This is a genomic window from Paenibacillus sp. y28 (assembly GCF_037137075.1).
Lineage (GTDB): Bacteria > Bacillota > Bacilli > Paenibacillales > NBRC-103111 > JBBBNV01.
Window position 1 is genome coordinate 678,376 of record NZ_JBBBNV010000001.1, and the last position, 6,000, is coordinate 684,375.

Genomic DNA, 6,000 nt, shown 5'->3' on the forward strand with positions numbered 1-6,000 from the left:
TGATTCACTTCGACGACGCAACACTGCGCGAGCGTCATAGCCCGCTTCCGCCGTTCGGCTCCTGTAACTCCGGTTCATTCGGAGTCACAGGGGCTTTTTGGCATCGCTTGTAGGCTTCCCTTCGGGATGCCCCGCATACAATTGCGGACATAATAAAGCATGTTTCTTTTACTTTGCTGGAGGAGGATGACTACACATGTCCAATATGCATGTGCGAATGAACCCGTTTTCCGGAGAGCCGATTGAGGTTGGCGGCGTCTACAAAAATGAATGGGGCCGAGAGGAAACCCTGCGCAAAGGAGATATTTTCCCCTCTGATCCAATGCTCGGCGACACAACCTGGGAGCTCGTAAGCTACCATCAGGACAATGACAACCAGGTCGATTTGAACAAGCAAAGCCCGCATGATGAAAGCATCGGGAGCGGTTCCCGCGGTCATATCGATCGCGGCGATAAGTAAGCCGGGCCAAACACAAAGATGATACAGGATTGATGAATCCCATTTAATTTAAGCCAACACAGAAGAAAGCTTCCAGCCCTGTCTCATCAAGGCACTGGAAGCTTTCTTGTTTAGTACTGCGTTTTTCGACAAGGCTCTGCACGCGATGTCGCAACATGCGCTTACCCGGGAAATAAACTGAAAATTAATTTCCCGCGTTCCCGCCTTTCCTGTTGACTTCATCCGCTCCATTTGAACGTTCCATGTACAAGCCCGGCCCTTTCCACATTTGAACAAGGCCGTTACCGTTTAAAGGTATAGTCGGGATGCTCATATTTGTCACGTATCAGCTTCTCGGACAGCTCCTGCTCGTAAGGGGTTAGTTCAGCAGGCTGCAGCGTCACGCCAAGCCCCTGTGCGATTCCTTCCCGGAAGGCCTGCTCTGTCTGAAGCAAATCCACCTCAGGCTTACCGACCCCGCGCAAAATATCGTTTACAGCCACCGCCTTCCGGACAAACGACTGCTTCAAACGGGCTTTAAGGCTGTCGCTTGGAATCCGCAGCAAGGAGAATAACAAATCCACATCCATATCCAGCAAAATAGATCCATGCTGCAAAATGACGCCCTTGGTCCGGGTTTGGGCGCTGCCGGCGATTTTCCGCCCCTCTACGACCAGCTCATACCAGGATGGGGAATCAAAGCAGGCCGCCGAGCTGGCTGTGCCGTACTTCTGCTTCTCCTCCTCGCTGGCCAGGCTGACCATCTCCGCCTGAAGCCCAAGCCTTTGAAAGCCGTACAATAGCCCTGCGCTCAGCACCCGGTAGGCTTCCGTTACGCTGCGCGGCATACCCGGATAGTTCTCGGAAACAATCAGGCTGTAGGTCAGCTCCTGATCATGCAGAACAGCCCGGCCACCGGTAGGGCGGCGCACAAAGCCGATGCCCTTCTGCTCCAGTGCCTCCAGATCGATTTCCTCCCGGGCCTTCTGAAAGTAACCGATGCTTAAGGAAGCCGGATTCCAGCCGTAGAATCGTACGGTAGGCGGAACCCTTCCTTCACTATGTGCTGTCAATATCGCTTCGTCAATCGCCATATTCGCGGCCGGAGCGCAAGCCCCGGAATGAATAAAACGCCATTGAGCCATTTCCCCATGTGCTGCCATGACTACATCAATCCTTTGTTTCAGAAATACCGGTGACCTGCCGCTCAACCAAACAGACCGGTTTTTCTTACCACTATAGCGCAAAATCAGCTGCACGTACAGTTCAGCACAGGCTTGCGGGCCGCGAGCGTTTCATCCAGACGGCTGACCACCGTCGTATAAGGCGCATTTCGGACCAGGTCCGGCTGCTCCTCCGCCTCCCGGGCAATCTGAATCATAACCTCGATAAAGCCGTCCAGCGTTTCTTTGCTTTCCGTTTCGGTCGGTTCAATCATGATGCACTCCTCTACATTAAGCGGAAAATAAATCGTCGGCGGATGGTAGCCGAAATCGAGCAGCCGTTTGGCGATATCCAGCGTACGGACACCCTGCTTCTTCTGCCGTTTGCCCGTCATGACAAATTCATGCTTGCAGGCCCGCTCAAACGGGACGTCGTAATAAGGCGCCAGCCGGCGCATCATGTAATTCGCATTTAATACCGCATCCTCGGATACACGGCGCAGTCCGTCCGGTCCAAGCGTACGGATGTACGTATACGCGCGGACCAGAATGCCGAAGTTCCCGTAGAATGCCTTCACCCTGCCGATGCTTTGACTGGACTGCCCCTCCAGCCTATAACCGCCTTCCTGCTGCACCGCATTCGGGCCCGGCAGGAACGGCGCCAGATGCTTTTTCACGCCGACCGGGCCTGCCCCCGGCCCCCCGCCGCCATGAGGTGTACTCATCGTTTTGTGCAGGTTCAGATGCACCACGTCAAAGCCCATATCTCCCGGGCGGGCAATTCCCATAATGGCGTTGGCATTGGCACCGTCATAATACAGCTGCCCTCCAGCCTCATGCACAATACGGGCAATGTCCTGGATTTGCTCCTCGAACAGGCCCAGCGTATTCGGATTGGTCAGCATCAAGGCCGCCGTATCCTTTCCTACCGCAGCACGCAAGGCCTCCAAATCAACGAGTCCTCTGCCGTCGGATGGAATGGTCACGGTATCAAAGCCGGCTGCTGCTGCGCTCGCCGGATTCGTACCATGGGCCGAATCGGGAACGATTACCTTCGTCCGGCGCTCGCCGCGGCTCTCGTGATATGCTTTGATCAGCATCAAGCCGGTCCATTCGCCATGGGCCCCTGCAGCCGGCTGAACACTAACTGCATCCATGCCGGTAATCGCGGCCAAATCGCGCTGCAGGCGGTACAGCAGCTCCAAGGCCCCTTGAAGCGACTCTTCGGGCTGATAGGGATGGATTTTGGCGAAGCCCGGCAAACGGGCCACATCCTCATTCAGCTTCGGATTATATTTCATCGTACAGGACCCGAGCGGATAAAATCCATTGTCAATCCCAAAATTGCGGCGGGATAAGGCCGTATAATGGCGGATGACATCCACCTCGTATACCTCCGGCAGTTCAGCAGGAGCGCTCCGCTGCAGGGCCTTCGGGATAAGAGTGTCCAGCGGCTCCTCCGGGACGTCGCAGGATGGCAAAGAGTATGCAATCCGGCCCGGCTGGCTTAATTCAAAAATCAGGGTCTTGTCATGCCTCGCCTGCTCGGTCGAAGCATTCCGAATGGACTCCTTCACAGCAATTCCCCCAATCTGGCTGCAAGGCCGTCGATTTCTTCGCGGGTGCGCTGCTCCGTGACGGCGACCAGCATATGTCCCCTGAGCTGATCATCCTCCCGCCCGAGATCATAGCCGCCAACAATGCCATGATCAAGCAGCCTCCGGTTTAGATCGGTTACATCCGCAGCCTGGCCGGAGCGGTCAACCAGCTTCAGCACAAACTCATTAAAGAACGGGGAAGCCGCATGAGGGAGCGTAACCCCGTCCACCGCGCCTAGAATCCGTGCGGCGTAATGGGCTTTCTGCACATTGATCCGGGCAACCTCCTGAATTCCCTGCTTGCCCAGCGTGGACAAATAAACCGCGGCGCACAATGCAAGCAGCGCCTGATTAGAACAAATGTTCGAGGTCGCTTTCTCCCGCCGGATGTGCTGCTCCCGCGCCTGCAGCGTCAGCACAAAGCCCCGTTTGCCGCTCCGGTCTACGGTCTGCCCGACAATCCGGCCCGGCATCCGGCGCATCCATTTATCGCTGACGGCGAAATAACCGCAGGTTGGGCCCCCGAAGGAAGCGGGAATACCGAAAGGCTGCGCATCCCCAACGGCAATGTCTGCCCCTAGGCGTCCCGGCGCTTCCAGCAAGCCGAGAGAAAGCGGATTGGCGCTCACGACAAACAGTGCGCCGTATTGCTGAGCAAGCGGACGTACAGCCGCCAAATCCTCGATGCTGCCGAAAAAATTCGGAGATTGCATAAGAATGGCGGCGGTGTCATCCCCCAGCTTGCTCGCCAGCTCCGCAAGATTTGTAACGCCCCGGTCACATCCGATTTCAACCATGTCGAGCCCGTGGCCTTTTGCCGTCGTACGGATAATGGCGCGGGCTTCCGGATGGACCCCGCGCGACACCACGATCCGCCGCTTCTTCGTAACACCGTAGGCCAGCGCTGCGGCTTCCGCCAAAGCCGTCGCGCCGTCATACATAGATGCATTGGCGACAGCCATTCCGGTCAGCTCGCAAATATAAGACTGAAATTCGAATATAGCCTGCAGCTCCCCTTGGCTAATCTCAGGCTGGTACGGTGTATACGCGGTGTAAAACTCGGATCTTGAGATAACATGGTTTACCACGACCGGTAGATGATGATCGTAGATGCCGGCCCCAAGAAAGCTGGAATACTGGTCAAAATCTGCATTTTTCCCTGCAAGCCGTCTCATGTATTTCAACAGAGACGCTTCATCCAGCGCCTCGCCCACAGCAAGCCTGCCCTGAAACCGCACGGCGGCCGGGATGTCCGCGAACAAATCTTCAACCGACTGCGCTCCGGCAACGGCCAGCATTTCCGTCCGATCCTTATCCGTCATCGGCAAATAACGATGCTTCATGCCGTACCCTCCATCCGTTTCTTAATAGGGTGAAATCTTCCGTTATGTTATGAACCGCCGCGCCGGTAAAACGGGGTTTTGACTACGGCAGCCTTCACCTTTTTCCCGCGAATATCAACCCATACCTCCGTACCCGGCACACTATACTCCCGCTTCAGCAGCGCTAAGCCGATGTTCGTTTTGAAGGTAGGAGACTGCGTTCCCGTCGTGACCTCTCCAATCCATGCGCCGCGGGAATCATACACCGCATAATGAGCCCGCGGAATGCCGCGCTCGACCATTTGGATTCCTGCCAGCCTTCGGGGAGCACCCTCTGTCTTTTGCTGGACGAGGACCTCCTTGCCGATAAACTCCCCCTTGTCCGGCTTTACAAAAAAGCCCAGTCCCGCTTCAATTGGCGTAATATGCTCCGACAGCTCCTGCCCATAGAGGGGCAGACGCGCTTCGAACCGCAGCGTGTCGCGGGCGCCAAGCCCGGCAGGGACAAGCCCCTTCTCCTCGCCATAGGACAGCAAAGCCGTCCAGAGCGCGACGGCATCGTGCGCATGAACATACAGCTCAAACCCATCCTCGCCGGTATAGCCTGTTCGGGACAGCACCTGGACTGGTATTCCGCCCACTGTCGCCTGCTGAACGAACTGAAAGGGCTGCAAGCCGAGCAGAGCGGCGCTGCATAACGGCTGCAGCAGTTCCTCCGCCCGAGGGCCCTGCAGAGCTAACAGCGCAGTAGCTTCGGATACGTCTTCAAGCTCTACTTGACCGGCCAAATGCTGGTGCAGCCAAGCAGCATCCTTCTCAATATTGGACGCATTGATCACGAGCATGAACTGCTGTTCGTCCAGCCGGTATACCAGCAGATCATCCACAACTCCGCCGTCCGGGTAGCACATCAGACTGTACTGAGCCTGTCCCGGTATGAGCCTTGAAGCATCATTCGTCGTCAGCCGCTGAATAAACGCCAGTGCATCCGGTCCACGGACAACCACCTCCCCCATATGGGACACATCAAATAGCCCCGCCTGCGTGCGTACCGCCTCATGCTCTTTTTGAATCCCGGCAAATTGAATCGGTAAATCCCAGCCGCCGAAGTCAATCGTCTTGGCCCCATAGCGGGCATAAGTCTCATACAGCGGCGTTTTTTTCAAATCAGCCATTTTAACACCCCGCTTTTACGTTCATCATCGTTCTCCATTCATTCGGCCAGCTTACTGCCAGCACGGTGAAGCTTACACCAGGTAAACAATTGATGCTGTTTAGTTCAGGAGCTGGACCTCCCCTCCTTTGGCAAGGCTCCCTCCGTTGTAGTATTGCCTTACCTGCGAAAATCGCCTGTCGGAGCCTGGGGAAAAGAAAAGGACAGGCGAAATCGAAGCTCATCTCCTAGTGCTTAAAATCTCAAATACCTCAACGTTAACAGGTTAATCTTACCAAGCGATGTGATACACTGAAAGCACGAA

The 6,000-nt window shown here is 55.8% G+C and carries 5 protein-coding genes; 1 reads left to right on the forward strand and 4 read right to left on the reverse strand.

Annotation, left to right across the window (positions count from 1 at the left end; translation table 11 throughout):
* The first annotated feature begins 196 nt into the window (after positions 1 to 196).
* A complete protein-coding gene (locus WBG83_RS03180; RefSeq protein WP_336742586.1) occupies positions 197 to 460 on the forward strand; it encodes a hypothetical protein in 264 nt (87 codons plus the stop codon).
* A gap of 281 nt (positions 461 to 741) precedes the next feature.
* Here the strand turns inward: WBG83_RS03180 and WBG83_RS03185 are convergent, their stop codons facing one another.
* The 4 genes from WBG83_RS03185 to gcvT form a co-directional block, all read right to left on the reverse strand.
* Positions 742 to 1,584: a lipoate--protein ligase family protein gene (locus tag WBG83_RS03185; RefSeq protein ID WP_336742637.1), complete on the reverse strand. Its 843-nt coding sequence runs from the start codon at positions 1,582 to 1,584 to the stop codon at positions 742 to 744.
* 104 nt (positions 1,585 to 1,688) lie between these two features.
* Positions 1,689 to 3,179 (reverse strand): aminomethyl-transferring glycine dehydrogenase subunit GcvPB, encoded by a 1,491-nt coding sequence (gene gcvPB, locus WBG83_RS03190; RefSeq protein ID WP_336742588.1) that lies wholly within the window; start codon positions 3,177 to 3,179, stop codon positions 1,689 to 1,691.
* Positions 3,176 to 4,543: an aminomethyl-transferring glycine dehydrogenase subunit GcvPA gene (gene gcvPA, locus WBG83_RS03195; protein WP_336742590.1), complete on the reverse strand. Its 1,368-nt coding sequence runs from the start codon at positions 4,541 to 4,543 to the stop codon at positions 3,176 to 3,178. Before gcvPA ends, gcvPB begins: the two co-directional genes overlap by 4 nt.
* A 47-nt stretch (positions 4,544 to 4,590) precedes the next feature.
* A complete protein-coding gene (gcvT, locus tag WBG83_RS03200; protein WP_336742592.1) occupies positions 4,591 to 5,697 on the reverse strand; it encodes a glycine cleavage system aminomethyltransferase GcvT in 1,107 nt (368 codons plus the stop codon).
* Between the last annotated feature and the right edge of the window lie 303 nt (positions 5,698 to 6,000).

Coding starts and splice junctions, on each gene's coding strand:
- WBG83_RS03185 (WP_336742637.1), bottom strand. CDS start 1,584: ATGGCTCAATGGCGTTTTATTCATTCCGGGGCTTGCGCTCCGGCCGCG.
- gcvT (WP_336742592.1), bottom strand. CDS start 5,697: ATGGCTGATTTGAAAAAAACGCCGCTGTATGAGACTTATGCCCGCTAT.
- WBG83_RS03180 (WP_336742586.1), top strand. CDS start 197: ATGTCCAATATGCATGTGCGAATGAACCCGTTTTCCGGAGAGCCGATT.
- gcvPA (WP_336742590.1), bottom strand. CDS start 4,543: ATGAAGCATCGTTATTTGCCGATGACGGATAAGGATCGGACGGAAATG.